The sequence below is a fragment of the uncultured Arenimonas sp. genome (assembly GCF_963976025.1).
Taxonomy (GTDB): Bacteria; Pseudomonadota; Gammaproteobacteria; order Xanthomonadales; family Xanthomonadaceae; genus Arenimonas.
Map to the genome: position 1 here is coordinate 1 of NZ_CAXBJS010000064.1, position 14,817 is coordinate 14,817.

General features: G+C 69.0%; 13 protein-coding genes and 1 pseudogene. 6 read left to right on the plus strand and 8 right to left on the minus strand.

Translation table 11 applies throughout. The features are described 5' to 3' along the window. Positions 1–150: 150 nt before the first annotated feature. Together AACZ35_RS06900 and AACZ35_RS06905 are read right to left on the minus strand one after the other, a co-directional pair. A complete protein-coding gene (locus AACZ35_RS06900; protein WP_339827521.1) occupies positions 151–777 on the minus strand; it encodes a TetR/AcrR family transcriptional regulator in 627 nt (208 codons plus the stop codon). A 9-nt stretch (positions 778–786) separates the two neighbouring features. After that, entirely contained in the window at positions 787–1,044 is a 258-nt protein-coding gene (locus AACZ35_RS06905; protein ID WP_188662189.1) for an acyl-CoA-binding protein, read from the minus strand. 151 nt (positions 1,045–1,195) lie between these two features. Between AACZ35_RS06905 and AACZ35_RS06910 the strand changes: the two genes are divergently transcribed. After that, positions 1,196–3,184 (plus strand): SDR family oxidoreductase, encoded by a 1,989-nt coding sequence (locus AACZ35_RS06910; RefSeq protein WP_339827525.1) that lies wholly within the window; start codon positions 1,196–1,198, stop codon positions 3,182–3,184. A gap of 3 nt (positions 3,185–3,187) precedes the next feature. On the opposite strand, the gene AACZ35_RS06915 is transcribed toward AACZ35_RS06910, so the two are convergent. The 3 genes from AACZ35_RS06915 to AACZ35_RS06925 form a co-directional block, all read right to left on the minus strand. Continuing rightward, on the minus strand, positions 3,188–4,261 hold the full coding sequence (locus AACZ35_RS06915) for a restriction endonuclease (RefSeq protein ID WP_339827527.1): 1,074 nt from the start codon (positions 4,259–4,261) through the stop codon (positions 3,188–3,190). Positions 4,262–4,452: 191 nt separating this feature from the next. After that, on the minus strand, positions 4,453–5,172 hold the full coding sequence (locus AACZ35_RS06920) for a phasin family protein (protein ID WP_339827530.1): 720 nt from the start codon (positions 5,170–5,172) through the stop codon (positions 4,453–4,455). Between the two features lie 119 nt (positions 5,173–5,291). Continuing rightward, positions 5,292–6,566 (minus strand): patatin-like phospholipase family protein, encoded by a 1,275-nt coding sequence (locus AACZ35_RS06925; protein ID WP_339827532.1) that lies wholly within the window; start codon positions 6,564–6,566, stop codon positions 5,292–5,294. A 109-nt stretch (positions 6,567–6,675) separates the two neighbouring features. On the opposite strand from AACZ35_RS06925, the gene AACZ35_RS06930 reads away from it, so the two are divergent. Beyond that, positions 6,676–7,464 carry a hypothetical protein gene (locus AACZ35_RS06930; RefSeq protein WP_339827534.1) on the plus strand — a complete coding sequence of 263 codons (789 nt, stop codon included), beginning with the start codon at positions 6,676–6,678 and terminating at the stop codon, positions 7,462–7,464. On the opposite strand, the gene AACZ35_RS06935 is transcribed toward AACZ35_RS06930, so the two are convergent. Then, positions 7,409–7,684, minus strand: a complete 276-nt coding sequence (locus AACZ35_RS06935) for a polyhydroxyalkanoic acid system family protein (RefSeq protein WP_339827536.1) — start codon at positions 7,682–7,684, stop codon at positions 7,409–7,411. The two genes, AACZ35_RS06930 and AACZ35_RS06935, sit on opposite strands and share 56 nt — an antisense overlap. 98 nt (positions 7,685–7,782) lie before the next feature. Here AACZ35_RS06935 and AACZ35_RS06940 point away from each other — a divergent pair, with 98 nt between their 5' ends. Further along, a complete protein-coding gene (locus AACZ35_RS06940; protein WP_339827539.1) occupies positions 7,783–8,646 on the plus strand; it encodes an FHA domain-containing protein in 864 nt (287 codons plus the stop codon). Here AACZ35_RS06940 and AACZ35_RS06945 read toward each other — a convergent pair. Together AACZ35_RS06945 and msrP are read right to left on the minus strand one after the other, a co-directional pair. Beyond that, a pseudogene (locus AACZ35_RS06945) lies at positions 8,591–9,203 on the minus strand (protein-methionine-sulfoxide reductase heme-binding subunit MsrQ); the annotation flags it as partial. The gene AACZ35_RS06940 and the pseudogene AACZ35_RS06945 overlap by 56 nt on opposite strands. Positions 9,204–9,244: 41 nt before the next feature. After that, on the minus strand, positions 9,245–10,210 hold the full coding sequence (msrP, locus tag AACZ35_RS06950) for a protein-methionine-sulfoxide reductase catalytic subunit MsrP (protein WP_339827541.1): 966 nt from the start codon (positions 10,208–10,210) through the stop codon (positions 9,245–9,247). A 75-nt stretch (positions 10,211–10,285) separates the two neighbouring features. Between msrP and AACZ35_RS06955 the strand changes: the two genes are divergently transcribed. From AACZ35_RS06955 to AACZ35_RS06965, 3 genes are all read left to right on the plus strand, one after another. Continuing rightward, entirely contained in the window at positions 10,286–13,492 is a 3,207-nt protein-coding gene (locus AACZ35_RS06955) for a PAS domain S-box protein (RefSeq protein WP_339827543.1), read from the plus strand. A 62-nt stretch (positions 13,493–13,554) separates the two neighbouring features. Next, the gene (gene serC, locus AACZ35_RS06960; protein WP_339827546.1) at positions 13,555–14,640 is read left to right on the plus strand and encodes a 3-phosphoserine/phosphohydroxythreonine transaminase; all 1,086 of its coding nucleotides are present in this window, start codon (positions 13,555–13,557) and stop codon (positions 14,638–14,640) included. Between the two features lies 1 nt (position 14,641). Continuing rightward, positions 14,642–14,817, plus strand: a 176-nt coding sequence (locus tag AACZ35_RS06965) for a chorismate mutase (protein ID WP_339827549.1), incomplete at its 3' end; no start/stop codon positions are given.

Genomic DNA, 14,817 nt, shown 5'->3' on the forward strand with positions numbered 1-14,817 from the left:
GATGTCGACGATGAGCCCCCATGGATGGGTTCACGGCGTGTCGGTCGGGGCGAAGGCGCGGCGCCTCCACTCGCGGCTGCTGCGGTTGCGCCGCCCTGCTTGGCCAAAGGCCAAGGGCTTCGGGACTGAAGTCCCTCCCACAGGGGGGGGTCAGCGCAGGTAGGCCTGGGTCAGGGTGTTGAGGTGCATGCGTTCGGCGTCGCGCAGCAGGGGCGAGAGCAGCATCATCACCTGGACGATGCCGCGGCGGATGGCCTCGTTTTCGTCCTTGTCGCCCCGGACCGAGGCGTAATTGAGCCAGAACGTGGCCAGCACCAGGATATTGGTCGCCGTGGCCTCGACCTCGGCCGCCGAGGCCCGCATCACCCCGGCCTGGACCAGGCCGCGCATGCCCGAAGTGGCGTTGTCGGCCGCCCGCTTGAGGATGCGGGCGAAACGCAGGCGCAGGCGCCGGTTGCGGCTGAGGATGTCGACCAGGTCGCGGTAGAGGAAGCGGTAGTCCCAGATCGCCTCGAACACCAGGTGCAGCTGCAGCCAGATGTCCTCCAGGTCCCGCAGCCGGCCCTCGGGCGCCACCAGGGCCGTGTCCATGCGCTCTTCATAGCGCGCGAACAGCTGCTCGATAATGTCGTCCTTGTTGCGGAAGTGGTAGTAGAGGTTGCCCGGGCTGATCTCCAGCTCGTCGGCGATGTGGTTGGTCGTGACGTTGGGCTCGCCCTGTTCGTTGAACATGGCGAGGGAGGCATCGAGGATGCGCTGGCGGGTCTGCCTGGCCATCGGGCGGCGTCAGCCGCGAAGCGTCTTCACGAGGGCGACGTACTTCTTCATGGCTTCCTCCTGCTTCATGCCGGCCAGCTTCTCCCAGGCCTCGTACTTGGCGGTGCCGACAAAATCGAAGAAACCGGGCTTGGGCCCGCTCACGTCGCCCTCGGAACCCTGCTTGTACAGCGCGTACAGGCGCAGCATGGTGTCGTTGTCCGGCCTTTCGGCCAGGTCCATCACGTCCTTGGCGGCATTTTGGAAGTCGGCTTTCAGGTCGGCCATCGTCTTGGATCCCCACAATCGAAGCACCGGTGATAACACGGGGCCCGGGGAAGTTCAACGAAGGGTTTGCCGCCCGCGCCGGGCTCTGGCAACTTAGCCCCATCGCCGGCCGCTTGGGGCCGGTCCCGGGGTCAAGGGCAGGGGAGAGGTCATGTCTTATTTCGTAACGGGCGCCACGGGTTTCATCGGGCGCTACCTGGTCAGCAACCTGCTCAAGCGCAAGGGCACGATCCACGTGCTGGTGCGCAAGGGTTCGGAAAAGAAGTTCGACGCCATCGCCACCTCGATGGGCTGGGACCGCAAGCGCCTGGTCCTGGTCACCGGCGACCTGTCCAAGCCCAAACTCGGCCTGGCCCCCGCAAAGGTGAAGGCCCTGTCGGGCAAGGTGAAACACTTCTTCCACCTGGCCGCCATCTACGACCTTTCCGCCGACGCGGCTTCCCAGCAGGTGGCCAATATCGACGGCACCCGCCACGCCATCGAGCTGGCGGCGGCCATCAAGGCCGGCTGTTTCCACCACACCAGTTCGATCGCCGCCGCCGGCCTGTACCCGGGCGTGTTCCGCGAGGACATGTTCGAGGAAGCCGAAGGCCTGCGCGATCCCTACCTGCGCACCAAGCACGAGTCCGAAGGCATCGTGCGCAAGGAGTGCAAGGTGCCGTTCCGCATCTACCGCCCGTCGATGGTCATCGGCCACTCGAAGACCGGCGAGATGGACAAGATCGACGGCCCGTATTACCTGTTCACGCTCATCAAGAAGATGCGCCAGGCGCTGCCGCAGTGGGTGCCGACCCTGGGCATCGAGGGCGGGCGCATCAACGTGGTGCCGGTGGACTTCGTCGCCGACGCCATGGACCACATCGCCCACAAGCGCGGGCTCGACGGCCAGTGTTTCCACCTGGTCGACCCGGATCCCAAGCGTTTCGGCGAACTGATGAACACCTTCTGCCGCGCCGCCCACGCGCCCGAGATGACCATGCGCCTGGACGCGCGCATGCTGGCCGTGGTGCCCGGCGCGGTGCGCAACGCGGTCACCAACCTGCCGCCGGTCAAGCGTTTCACCGCCATGCTGCTGCGCGACCTGAAGCTGCCGCCGGCGACCCTGTCCTTCATCACGTACCCGACGAAGTTCGACACCCGCGTGGTCGAGAGGGCGCTCAAGGGCAGCAAGATCACCGTGCCCGACCTCGATTCCTACGCCTGGCGCATCTGGGACTACTGGGAGCGCCACCTCGACCCCGACCTGTTCGTCGACCGCACGCTGCGCGGCCACGTCTCGGGCAAGGTGGTGCTGATCACCGGCGGTTCCTCGGGCATCGGCAAGGCCACGGCAATCAAGGTTGCCGAAGCCGGCGCCAAGGTCATCATCGTCGCGCGCGGCGAGGAAGAACTGTTCCGCACCCGCGACGAGATCCTCGCCGCCGGCGGCAAGTGCTGGGCCTACACCTGCGACCTGACCGACCTGTCGAGCTGCGACAAGCTGGTGGCCACGGTGCTGGCCGAACACAAGGCGGTGGACGTGCTGGTCAACAACGCCGGCCGCTCGATCCGCCGTTCGGTCGAGCTCAGCTACGACCGTTTCCACGACTACGAGCGCACCATGCAGCTGAACTACTTCGGCTGCCTGCGCCTGATCATGGGCTTCCTGCCGGCCATGACCCAGCGCCGTCGGGGCCAGGTGGTCAACATCAGCTCGATCGGCGTGCTGGCCAGCTCACCGCGTTTTTCGGCCTACGTGGCCTCCAAGGCGGCGCTCGATGCCTTCAGCCGCTGCGCCCAGGCCGAGTTCAGCGGCAAGAACATCGCCTTCACCACGGTCAACATGCCGCTGGTGAAAACGCCGATGATCGCCCCGACCAAGATGTACGAGTCGGTGCCGACGCTCACGCCCGAAGAAGCCGCCGACCTGGTGGTGAGGGCGATCATCGAACGGCCCAGCCGCGTCGCCACCCGCATGGGCATCTTCGCCGCCACGCTCAACGCGGTGGCGCCCAAGGCCTACGAGGTGATCATGAACACCGCGTTCGAGATGTTCCCGGACTCGGCCGCGGCCAAGGGCGACCGCAAGGCACTGCGGGACGAAAAACCGACCAACGAACAGGTGGCCTTCGCCGCGCTGATGCGCGGCGTGCACTGGTAGGCCTTACTGGCACTGCCTCCAGCGCACCTGGCCGGCAGTGCCGGCCGGGGGCTCGAGCTGCAGGCGGGGGGAGCGCAGTTCCTCGTACTGCACGAGGATGGCGCAGGCCTCGTTGACCAGGCCGGTGTCGATGCCGTCGGGCCGGTTCATCCGGATCACCAGGGTGGACTGGGTGGACCAGCCGGCGCTGTCGGCGGCTTCGAGCTCGCCGACCTCGGTGGCGGCGGCCAGGCGGCGCTCAAGGCGCTGCTGTTCGGTCAGCTTGGCGACTTCTTCGAGTTCGCGCAGGGCGCCTTCGGCGTCCCGCGAGGCCTGGTCGGTGAAGCGTGACACCGGGGCCTCGGGCTCGGCAGCGACGGTGGTTTCGCCGGAGGTTTCCACCGCGGGTTCGTCGGTGTCGTCGGCGGGCGCGGCCGCGCCGGGTCCGGTGTTGGCCGGCGTACTGGCCGGGGTGTTGACCATCGAACTGGGTTCGCTGGGCTGCATCGCGTAGCCCAGGGCGAAGACCACCAGACCCAGCGCGATGCTGGCGATGATGCCCGTGCGCTGGCCCTTGCGGATTTCCCCGGCGGCCTGTTCACGGATCGCGACCACCATCTGCGGCGCGGCGAAAGGTTCGACCTGCGGCCAGAGGCTGCGGCCGTCGGTGAGGTCGACGCCATAGCGGCGCGCCAGGTCCCGGGCGAAACCTTCGGCGCTGCCCAGGGTCACCAGCATGCCGCTGGTGGCGCCCTGCAGCTGCACGGCGTTGGCGAAGTCGCGCACGTTGGCCTCGCCCAGCCGGTAGGCGGTGCCGTGTTTGTAGCCCAGCAGGCAGCGCTCGTCGCCCTTGACCAGCAGGAACTCGGCGCCGCCGTCGCCGGGCTGGCGGCTCGACGGCAGTTCCTTGTAGCCCTTTTCTTCCATGGCCTGCAGCACAAGGCCGGCGCACTCGCGCCACTTCATGCCGGCCAGCGCCTGGACGCCGGCCTGGGTTTCGGCCAGCCGGCGGCGATGCACGCCGAACCACCAGGTGCTGGCGACCAGCGCGGCGATGGTGGCGACAAGGGCGGCAACGAGGGGGCTGAGGCCGAACATCCGGTCACTCCGATTCAGGGGGGCAGGGGAAGCTGCAAGAGGATAACGCGGAAAGCCGGGGGCGATGGCCGCCCAAAGACAACGGGCCCGGCAATGCCGGGCCCGGGGGTCATTAAATTCCGTCCGCCAGCCGGGAGCCGCAAGGGGAGGGAGCTAGCGGGTTCCCGTGTTGGCTGGCGGACAGGAAGGGGTCAGGAGGCGGACGGCGCCTGCGGGGCGACCGGCTTCGGGGCCTTGGGCAGGCGGCGCTTGCCGGCGGCCGACTTGGCCGTGGTCTTGGCGGGCTTGCGCGCGGCCTTGCTGGCCGGGCTGGCCTTGCGCGCCGGCTTGGCGGCCTTCTTGGCGGCGGGCTTGCGGCCGGCCGGCTTGGAAGCCTTCTTGGCGGCCTTCTTGCCCGCCTTCTTGGCGGCCGGCTTGCGCGCGGCGGGGGCCTTGCCGGCCTTGGCGCCGGACGGACGCGAGAGCTTGCGCAGCTCGCCGTTGAGTTCGTGCACGCGCTTGTTCAGTTCGGCCAGGTCTTCGCGGCCCGGCACGCCGAGGCGGTTGAGGGCGCGCTGCACGCGGTCCTCGAACACCTTCTCGAGGCGGTCCCAGGTGTCCACGGCGCGCTCGCGCACGACGCCGACGCGGTCTTCGACGGCGTCACGCACGGCGTCGACGCTGCCGGTGGCCAGCTTGCGGGTGTTCTGTTCGATGCTCATGCCCTCGTGCACCAAGGCTTCGAACAGCTTCGATCCCTCGCCCTGGGCGCGGTGGAAGGCACCCATGCCGGCCATCCAGATCTGCTGGGCGGAGCCGACGATCGAACGCGACACCTGCTCGGCGCGGGCCTGCAGGTCGGCGGCGGAAGCGGCGGACGGCTTGCGCTTGGGCGAGGCTTTGGCGCGGACGTTCTTCTTGAGCTTGGCCATGCTGGATTACTCCATCTGTTCGGTTTGGGCACGAGTGCCGAGTGACCCCAATCTGGGCCTGTTGTCTAGAGTTTTCACACCATTGGCGGTGCGCCGTGCACGCGGCGCGGCCGCGGTGTTCAGCGTCGGCGGCTGCCGGCCCGGCGGCCGGTGCCGGGGCGGTGTGCCGGCTGGTGGTCGCGCACCACCAGGTCGACGTCGTCCAGGGCCCGGCGCAGGCGCGCGGTGGCCTCGGTGGGGCGTGGCGGCGAGCCCAGATCGTCCATGATCGAAACGCCGGGATCGTCGAGGATTTCAGCGCGCAGCTTCAGGCCGTGGCGGGCCAGCACCGGCGCCAGTTCGGCGCGGCGGCGGCGCAGGTCGTTGAGGGTCGAACGGAAGGCGTGTTCGCAAACACGCTGGCGCGACGAATAGCTGAAGACGTTGGTGAAGAACATCTCGCCGTCGTCTTCGTTGGGCTCGAACACCACCTGGTCCACGTCCGGGTAACGTTCGGCGTATTTTTCCAGGCCCACGCGCATGCGCGACTGCAGCAGGGTGCGGAAGGTCTGCGACAGCACCACCGGCAGGCCGCCCTCGCTGATCATGTTCATGCCCTCGGGCGGGCGGCCGGCGGTCTTGGCGTTGAACGGCACGAAAGGATTGACGCCCAGCATCAGGTCGATGCCGTGGTCGAGCACGGTGGACGCATGCATCGTGCGGCGCAGCGCGCCGTCGACGAAATGATGGCCGCGGATGTCCACCGGCGGGTACAGGCCGGGCAGGGCCGAACTGGCCTGCACGGCGCGCGAGATGCTGACGTCGTCCCAGCCGGGGGCGCCGAAGCGCACGGCCTCGCCACTGTCGAGGTCCACCGCGACCACGTAAAGCTTGGCCGCCAGTTCCCGGAAGTCGTTGCTGCGCCCGCGCATGGTGAAGACCTTGCGCAGGAAGGTCTCGATGCCGCGGTTGTCGAACAGGCCGGTGGGGATGGCGCCGCCGAAACGGCCGACCAGTTCGCTCAGGTGCGACCCGTTGGGGTCGGTCAGCAGGTCCTTCCACCATTCGAAGGCCAGGCGCGGCACCGCGGAGGCCCGGCGCACGTATTCCATGAAGGCCGGGCGCAGGAACATCTGCGGGTGGAACTTCACCTGGTCGCTGTCGCCGCTGATGAAGATCCGGCACATTTCCGCGGTGTCGAGCCGGTTGGCCAGGCCCGCGGCCAGGAAGGCGCCGGAGCTGACGCCCACGTAAACCTCCAGCCGGGTCAGGTCCAGGCCTTCGATGGCCACGTCCAGCGCCCGCAGGGCACCGAGCTCGTACATGCCGCCGATCGGGCCGCCGCCGGCGATGGCCAGGCCGATACGGCCCTGGCTGGGAGGTTGACGCTTCCGGGCTGGCTGCAGAACGAGCATGCTATGGAATCTTTCCTAGATGGCGCGGCGATTGTAGCCGCATCAAACCCCAGCCCAGTGTGAACCGCTTCCATTTCCCGGTCCCCGGCCGTCCCCGGGGCAGGCTCCGATGAGCCAGGTCCTGCTGCGCCAGCGCCTGGCGAATCGGCTGGCCTGGCAAAAGGCCGTCAACGACCCGGTGCGCGACCCGCGCAACCGGCTGCCGCAGCTGCAGGCCCTCCAGTCCTGGCAGGCGAAACGGCTGTCGGAGAGTTTCACCGACTTCAAGGACAACGCGCGCATGCGCCCGGCGGCGGAGTTCTTCCTGACCGACCTGTACGGCGAGCGGGATTTTTCCGGCCGCGACCGCGACGTCGCCAAGGTGATGCCGCTGATGTCGCGGCTGCTTCCCGACACCCTGCTGGTGGCCGCGGCCGACGCCATCGGCCTGGCGGTGCTAAGCCATGCCTTCGACCTGCGCATGGCCCAGCAGCTGGCCGCGCGCCGGCGACCGGACGCCCCGATCACCCTGGCCGACTACGGCGAGGCCTACCGGGCCGTCGGCTGTGCGCGGCTCAGGCGCCGGCAGATCGAACTGATCCTGGGCGTGGGCTGGACCCTGGACGCGGCGGTGAAAAAACACGGCGTGTACAAGATCCTGCGGGCGTCGCGCTTTCCGGCCAAGGCGGCGGGGCTGTCGGAATTGCAGGGATTCCTGGAGCGCGGCTTCGGGGCCTTCGACGCCCTGGGCGGCGCCGGCGACTTCCTCGAGGCCATTGGCCACCGCGAGCGGGAAGCCTCGCGTCGTCTGTTCGCCGGGCATCCCGATCCCTTCGGCGACCCCGGACCGAGCCGGTCCCGGCCTAGCCGAACTCGCGGTCGAGGTACTGGTGGATCTCGCGCTCGATCGGGCCCTTGATCGCGCCCAGCAGGAAGCCCAGCTTGGCGGTCACGTGCACGTCCCTGGCGGAAACCGCGATATGGCCGTCGACGCCGCCGCGGGTGAAGGCCAGGGTATTGCCCTCCCAGCCGTATTCGACGTCGAACTTCTCGGCCAGGTGTTCGGCAACCCGTTCGATCGCGGCCTTGGCTTCCTTGAGCGGGCGCGAATGTTTGCGTTGGATGTCGATATGGGACATGGCTTTCTCCTGGACGGCCTATTCTGCTTGGCTTCGCCGTATCCACCAAGCAGGGCCGGTGTCATGGCCATGTTAGATTCGCGGCCGGAGGAGGCCGGATGCAACTGACGTTCCCCAATGGCGAACACCCCAGCGTGCCCCTGCAGGGCGAAGTGGCCGTGGGCACGCGCCCGGGGCTGCGGGTCAGCCTGCCCGGCAGCGGCCTGGCCGCCCACCACGCGAGTTTCATTTCCGACCGCCGTGGCCTGTGGCTGCGGGTGCCCAACGGTGCCCCCGGCGTGCACCTCAACGCCCGCCCGGTTTCCCGCCTGGCGCAGCTGCGCCCCGGCGACCTGGTCTGCCTGGACAAGCTGCGCGTGGTGGTGAAGGCCGACGAACAGCCGGCCATCGAACAGCGCATCCCGTCGGCCGCGCCGGCCAGCCTGGGCGACGCCCAGCGCGTCGCCGCCTCGCGCGTCGTGCTGCGCGGGCTCAGCGGGCCGCATTTCGGCCGCTCCCTCACACTGACCGAACCGAGGGTGCTGGGCCGCTCGGCCGCGGCCGACATCCGGCTCGAAGACCCCGCGGTGGCCGATCGCCACGCGGTGGTGGAACTGCACGGCGACCGGGTCATCCTGCGCGCGCTGGCGCCTGGCAAGGACGCCACCTGGGTCAATGGCGTGCCCGTGGCCGACGCCGTGCTGTCGCCGGGCGACCAGATCGTGGTGGAACAGCATCGTTTTGTGCTCGAGGCCCCGGGCCTGCCGCTGCGCGGACAAGGCGGCCTGGGCAAGTCGGCGGCCACGCCGCACACCCAGACCATGCGAGCCGTGGACGTACCGGTGGCCGAAGATCCGCCGCCGGCGGAACCGGCCGAGCCCGGCGCGCCCCGACAGCGTGACCCCAACAGCCTGTGGTGGCTGATCGCCGCGGCGACCATCCTGGCGGCGTCGCTGACGATGCTGCTGGTTTACGCGCCCTGAGGCCTGCGGCCGCGCCAGCGCCAGTAGCCGCGCAGTCCCAGCAACAGGCCCAGGATCGCCGCGTACATCAGCGGTTCGCGCAGGTCGGCTTTCACCAGCCATATGTAGTGCGCCACCGCCAGCACCCCGGCGCCGTACACGAGCTTGTGCAGCTGGCCCCAGCGCCGTCCCAGGCGGCGCATCCAGCCGCGCGTGGAGGTGATGGCCAGCGGCAGCAGGCACAGCCACGCCGTGAAGCCGAGCATGATGTAGGGGCGTTTGACCAGGTCGTCGAACACCTGTGTCCAGAACCCGCCCAGGTCCAGCACCAGCCAGGTCGCCAGGTGCAGGCAGGCGTAAAAAAACGCATACAGGCCGACCAGGCGCCGGAAGCGGATCGGCCAGGCCTGCCCGGTGATCCGGCGCAGCGGCGTCAGCGCCAGGCCCAGCAGCAGCAGGCGCAGGGCCCAGGTACCGGTGGCGTGGGTGATCTCGGCGACAGGGTCGGCGCCCAGGCTGTCGAGCACCACGCCGCGCACCAGCAGGGCCAGGGGCAGCAGCGCCAGCGCATGGGCCAGGGCCTTCAGGCCGACCCAGCGCCAGTCGATTCCCCGCTTGCCTAGAACCACTTGCGCAGGTCCATGCCTTCGTAAAGGGACGCCACCTGTTCGCCATAACCGTTGAAGGGCAGGGTGGCGATGCGGTTGGCGAACACCCGGTTGCCGTCGCCGGCGATGCGGCGTTCGCTGGCCTGGCTCCAGCGCGGATGGTCGACGTCGGGGTTCACGTTCGAATAGAAGCCGTATTCGCTGGGCTGCGACTGGTTCCAGCTGGTCACCGGCATCTGTTCGGTGAAGTGGATGCGCACGATCGACTTGATGCTCTTGAAGCCGTATTTCCAGGGCACGACCAGGCGCAGCGGGGCGCCGTTCTGGTTGGGCAGGTCCTTGCCGTACAGGCCGGTGGCCAGCAGGGTCAGCGGGTTCATCGCCTCGTCCAAACGCAGGCCTTCGCGGTAGGGCCAGTCCAGCGCCGGGTAGCGGATGCCGGGCATCTGGTCGGGTTCGGCCAGGGTGGTGAAGGCGACGTAGCGCGCCCGCGAATTGGGCTTGAAACGTTTGATCACGTCGGCCAGCGGCACGCCCTGCCAGGGCAGCACCATCGACCAGCCTTCGACGCAGCGCAGGCGGTAGATGCGCTCCTGCACGGTGTGCGGCCGCAGCACGTCCTCGAGCGCGAAGGTGCCGGTGGTTTCCGCCTCGCCGCTGACCACCACGGTCCAGGGAGCAGGCTGGAGGGTGTGGGCATTACGCGCCGGGTCGGCCTTGCCGGTTCCGAACTCGTAGAAGTTGTTGTAGGTGGTGGCGTCCTGCCAGGTGGTCAGGGTTTCACTGGTGCGGAAACCGTCGGCGGAATCGGTGGCGGCCGGGGCCGCGGCCGGCGGCGCATCGTCGGCGCCGGCGCAGCCGGCCAGGGCCAGCAGCGGGCTGGCCAGGCCCAGGCCCATCAGCTGGCGCCGGGCGCGGTAAACCGGCTCGGGGGTGATTTCGGAGGCGGGCGGTTGCGGGTATCGCGGGCGGCTCATCGGGTGTCTCCGTTGTCCACGTTCGGCTGGATCAGGTGGCTATACTCCTTGCAGAGGTCGCCACCGGGGAGAAGGATGCGCCTGGTCGAAGCGTTTGATTCATCTACCAGCGTGGTTGCGGTGGTGCGCGCCAGCGACGGGGTGTTCCTCGGCGTCAATCCTGCTTTCGAGCGTAGCACCGGCTACCGTCGCGACGAGGTGATAGGGAAGATCCCCAACGAGATCGGGCTGTGGCCCGACCCGGGCTTCCGCGCCCGTATCTGGAGCGTGCTGCGCACCGAACACCGCGCGGTCGCCCTGGCCGCCGAGGTGCGCTGCGCCGATGGCCGGATCCTGCCGGCACAGCTGAGCTGCGAATTCGCCGAGGACCCACAGGAAGGCACGGTCGTGTTTTGCCTGCTGCACCTTGCTGGCGAAGCCCAGGTCAAAGGCGATTCCGCCGATGGTTCAGCCGCGCCCGGCATGCCGGCCGGTTTCTACCGGGCGCTTTACCTGGCGGCCGCCGAAGGCATCTATCGCAGCCTGCCCGGCGGCGGCTTCCTGGACGTGAACCCGGCCATGGCCCGCATCCTGGGCTTTGAATCGCCCGCGCAGCTGCTGCTCGAATGCGCCCGGGATGCCGCCAGCCTCTACGTGGACGCGGACCAGGCGGCGCGGACCCACGCGCGCCTGCAGGCCGGCGAGCGCCTCGACCGGGTGCGATCGCGGGTCCGGCGCCGCGATGGCAGCGTCATCTGGGTCAGCGAAAACGCCCGCGCCATCTACGACGAGCAGGGCAAGGTCCTGTTCTACGAGGGTTCGCTGGTCGACATCACCGCCCAGGTCGAGGCCGAGCAGGCGCTGCGCCAGTCGCGCACGCTCTACCAGGTGCTGGTCGAAAACAGCCGCGACGGCGTCTTCCTGATCCAGCGCGGCGCGGTCGCCTTCGCCAACCGGGCGCTGGCCGACATCCTGGGTTACACGGTCGAGGAACTGACCGGCATTCAATACATGTCCCTGGTCGATCCGGCCGACCTGGAGGCGCAGCAGGCGCGCCGGGCCGAACGCGAGGCCGGTTCGTCCGACCCCCAGGTCTACGAAATCCACCTGCGCCGGCGCGACGGCCAGGTCATCCTGTGCGAAGTGCGCGCCGACGCCGTCGACTACGAAGGCGACATCGCCTCCACCGGCACCCTGCGCGACGTCACCGAAGAACGGGCCCGGCAGCGCGCCGTGGCCGAAGCCGAGCTGCGTTACCGCGAACTGTTCGAAAATTCGCCGGCCGGCCTGTTCCGCACCGCGCTCGACGGTCGGATCATGGAGGTCAACCCGATGCTGGCCCGGATCATGGGCTACGACAGCGTCGCCGAGCTGCGCGCCGTCGCCACCGACATGCAGGCGGTCTACATCGACCCGGCCGAACGCAAGGCGCTGGTGGAGCAGGCGCTGCGCCACGGTTCTTTCGAACACTACGAAACCCGCATCCGCTGCCGCGACGGCAACGCCAAATGGGTCAGCGCCAGCGTGCGCGTGGTATTCGACGAACACGGCCAGCCGCTGCACCTCACCGGTTCGGTGCTGGACATCAACGAGCGCCAGGAGGCGCGCCTGGCCCTGGCCCGGTCGGAGAGCAAATACCGCACCCTGGTCGAACACAGCCAGGTCGGCGTGTTCATCATGGACGGCGACCGGTACACCTATGCCAACGGCGCCTTCGCCCGCATGCTGGGCTACCGCGAGTCCGAGCTGGTGGGCCGCAGCTACCGCGAGATCATGGTGCCCGAGGCGGTAGCGCAGTCCGAGCGCCGCGATGCCGACCGGCTGGCGGGCAGGGCGGTGAGCCCGGATTTCGAGAGCTGCCTGCTGCACCGCGACGGCCACCGGGTCTATGTGCGGGTCAGCATCGGGCCGGTGCAGCTCGACGGCGTCGAGCACCTCACCGGCACCGTGCTCGACATCACCCGCCAGCGCGAGGCCGAAGACCGCCTGCGTTTCCACGCCACCCACGACCCGCTGACCGGCCTGCCCAACCGCATGCTGTTCAACCAGAAACTGGCCTCGTCCATGCTCGGTGCCAGCCGCGCCGGGGGCACGCCCTACGCGGTGCTGTTCCTGGACCTCGATGGCTTCAAATGGGTCAACGACAGCCTGGGCCACGGCGCTGGCGACCGCCTGCTGGTGCAGATCGCCCGGCGGCTCGAGGACAGCCTGCTGGCGGACGTGCTGATCGCCCGCTACGGCGGCGACGAGTTCACCTTGCTGCCTGACGGCCCCTGCGACGGCGACCGCGCCCGGCAGATCGCCCGCACCGTGCTCGGCCTCTTCGAGAGGCCCTTCGACATCGGCGGCCAGCAGGTTTTCTCGTCGGCCAGCATCGGCATCGTGCTGGGGCGGCGCGACTACGAGTCGCCGGATCAGGTTCTGCGCGACGCCGACACCGCCATGTACCGGGCCAAGTCGGCCGGCAAGTCCGGTTTCGTCGTCTTCGACGAGGGCATGCACCAGGAGGCCCTGAGCCGCCTGCAGCTGGAAACCGACTTCCGCCTGGCCTTCGAACGCGCCGAGTTCCGGGTGCACTACCAGCCCATCGTCGAACTCAAGGGCGGCCGCCTGGTCGGCGCCGAGGCCCTGGTGCGCTGGCAGCACCCGCGCCGCGGGCTGCTGGCGCCGGCCGAATTCCTGCCGCTGGCCGAAGAAACCGGGCTGATCATGGACCTCGACGCCTGGGTCCTGAAGCAGGCCTGCGCCCAGCTGGCGCGCTGGCGCGCGGCGCATCCCGGGCTGGCCGACCTGTCCATGAACGTCAACGTTGACGAACGCCAGATGGTGTCGCCGGACATCGTCGACGAAGTGCTTTCGCTGCTGCGCAAGCACCAGCTGCCGCCGGCCTGCCTGCGCCTGGAAGTCACCGAAACCGCCTTCCGCAGCGGCCGTGGCCAGGCCGAACAGCGGCTGCTGGCGCTCAAGGCGCTGGGCGTGGGCCTGGTGGTGGACGACTTCGGCACCGGCTATTCGTCGCTCGAGTCCTTAGCCTCGTCCCCGTTCGACGCCCTGAAGATGGACCAGGTGTTCATCCGCGACATCCAGAGCAACCCACGCCACCGCGCCATCGTGCGCACCATCAACAGCTTCGCCACCGAGCTGGGCCTGACCCTGACCGCCGAGGGTATCGAAACCACCGGCCAGCGCGACGCCCTGCGCGAGATCGGCTGCCAGTTCGGCCAGGGTTTCCTGTACGCCCGGGCGCTGCCGCCGGAGCAGTTCGAGCAAATGCTCTCGGGAATCGAGGGCATGGTCGGCTGACCGCCTTCCGGGGCTTCGCGGCCCCGTGATAACTTGCCAATGCACGTTTTCCGAGGACTTTCATGACACGCGCCTACAACTTCAGCGCCGGCCCCGCCGCGCTGCCCGAACCGGTCTTGCTGCAGGTCCGCGAGGAGCTGCTGGAATGGCAGGGCGAACGCGCTTCGGTGATGGAGGTCAGCCATCGCGGCAAGGCCTTCGTCGAATGCGCCGCCCGCGCCGAGGCCGACCTGCGCGAACTGATGGCGATCCCGGACGACTACCACGTGCTGTTCCTGCAGGGCGGCGCCACCACCCTGTCGGCGCTGCTGGCGCTGAACCTGGCGCGCCCGGACCAGGTGGCCGACGTCGTGCTGACCGGCCACTGGGGCGAAAAGGCCCTGGACAACATGGCGCCCTCGCTGAAGGCGAACGTGGCGGCCAGCGGCAAGGACCAGGGTTACACCGGCATTCCCGACCGCGCCGGCTGGCAGCTCACGCCCGGCGCCGCCTTCGTGCACTACACGCCCAACGAAACCATCCACGGCGTCGAGTTCCACGACATCCCCGACACCGGTGACGTGCCGCTGGTGGCCGACATCAGCTCGAACGTGCTGTCGCGGCCGATGGACGTTTCCCGCTTCGGCGTGCTCTACGGTGGCGCCCAGAAGAACCTGGGCCCCTCGGGCCTGGCCATCGCCATCATCCGCAAGGACCTGCTGGGCCAGCACGGCCGCAAGCTGCCGCCGATCTTCGAGCTGCAGAACCAGGCCCGCAACGACTCGATGTTCAACACGCCGCCCACCTTCGCCTGGTACGTGCTGGGCCTGGTGCTGGAATGGCTCAAGGCGCAGGGCGGGGCGGTCGCGATGGGCGAGCGCAACCGGCGCAAGGCTGAGAACCTCTACGCCGCCATCGACGGCTCGGGCGGTTTCTACCGGAACAACGTCCAGGTCGCCGCGCGTTCGTGGATGAACGTGCCGTTTTTCCTGCCCGACGAAGAGCGCGAGAAGGCCTTCCTGGCCGAGGCCAAGGCTGCCGGCCTGGTCGGCCTGAAGGGTCACCGCGCCCTGGGCGGCATGCGCGCCTCGATCTACAACGCCATGCCCGAGGCCGGCGTGCAGGCGCTGGTGGACTTCATGGGCGACTTCGCCCGGCGCCACGCCTGACATGCCCACCCGAAAAACCAGCGCCGGCAAGGCCGCGGCGGCGCCCGACCTGGCGCAGGTGCGTGAACGCATCGACGGCATCGACCGCCAGATCCAGGAGCTGATCGCCGAACGCGCGCGCTGGGCCCACCAGGTCGGCCGCGCCAAGGGGCCGCTGCAGGCCGCGATCGACTACTA